Source organism: Paraburkholderia fungorum (assembly GCF_046026025.1).
GTDB lineage: Bacteria > Pseudomonadota > Gammaproteobacteria > Burkholderiales > Burkholderiaceae > Paraburkholderia > Paraburkholderia fungorum_E.
This window is the reverse complement of the sequence record NZ_JAQQFL010000088.1, coordinates 1-1,358: the sequence shown is the minus strand read 5'-3', so window position 1 is coordinate 1,358 and position 1,358 is coordinate 1. Positions and strand designations below refer to the sequence as shown.

General features: G+C 62.2%; 1 protein-coding gene. It reads right to left on the bottom strand.

Translation table 11 applies throughout. The features are described from left to right. On the bottom strand, nucleotides 1-1,358 hold a 1,358-nt coding region (locus PQR67_RS38115; protein WP_408467938.1), incomplete at both ends, for an NAD(P)/FAD-dependent oxidoreductase.

The following is a 1,358-nucleotide window of genomic DNA, read 5'->3' as shown; positions in this document are numbered from 1 at the left end:
ATGAACACCGAAGAGAGCCGGTCGAACGTCAGCTTGCCGTCGGGTTTCGGATAAACAATCGGCTTGCACTGCGAAGCAGGCTTCAGCATCTCGTGATCGGAATGCTGATGATGCAGCGTCCACGGCACGTTGCCACCGAGCACCTTCTGCTCAAGCCCCACCATCAAGGTACCGAGGTACAGGCCCTTGCTCATCCACTGCTTGAAGTTGCGCGCACGATGCAGCTCCGTGTGCAGCCACGAGGTCTTGAAGCCTTCCGGATAGGCCGTCAGCTCATCGCTGGTGCGACCGGCCTGCACGGCTTCAAACGCGGCGTCAGCGGCCAGCATGCCGGTCTTGATCGCCGCATGCGAACCCTTGATGCGCGAGGCGTTCAGGAAGCCCGCATCGTCGCCGACCAGCGCGCCACCCGGGAACACCAGCTTCGGCAGCGACAGCAGACCGCCGGCCGTAATCGCCCGTGCGCCGTATGACACGCGCTTGCCGCCTTCCAGAATCGCGCGGATCGCCGGATGCGTCTTGTAGCGCTGGAATTCCTCGAACGGCGACAGATACGGATTCGTGTAGCCGAGGCCGACCACGAAGCCCACCACCACCTGGTTGTTGTCCATGTGATAGAGGAACGAGCCGCCGTACGTGTCGTTTTCCAGCGGCCAGCCGGCGGTGTGCATCACCAGACCCGGCTTGTGTTTTGCCGGATCGATTTCCCACAGTTCCTTGATGCCGATACCGTAGACCTGCGGATCGACGCCTTCGCGCAGCTTGAACTTATCGTTCAGCTGGCGGCCGAGGTGACCCCGCGCGCCTTCGCAGAACAGCGTGTACTTCGCGTGCAATTCCATGCCGAGCTGGAAATTCTCGGTCGGCTCGCCGTCCTTGCCGATACCAAGATTGCCGGTGGCAACGCCTTTCACCGAACCGTCGTCGTTGTACAGAATCTCGGCCGCCGGAAAGCCCGGGAAAATCTCCACCCCGAGTGCTTCAGCCTGCTGACCCAGCCAGCGCGTGAAGTTCGCGAGGCTGATCACGTAGTTGCCGTGGTTCTTGAAGTTGTCCGGCAGTGCCCAGGTCGGCACGCTCTTCGAGCCGGTTTCCGTCAGGAACAGGAACTTGTCTTCGGTCACGTCCACCGTCAGCGGCGCGCCTTTTTCCTTCCAGTCGGGGATCAGTTCGGTGATGGCGCGTGGGTCCATGACCGCGCCCGACAGGATATGAGCCCCGATCTCCGAGCCTTTTTCCAGTACGCACACGCCAATCTCGACGCCTTTCCCAGCCGCCAGCTGTTTCAGGCGGATCGCCGCGGACAGGCCAGCCGGGCCGCCGCCGACGATCACGACGTCGTATTCCATCGACTCGCG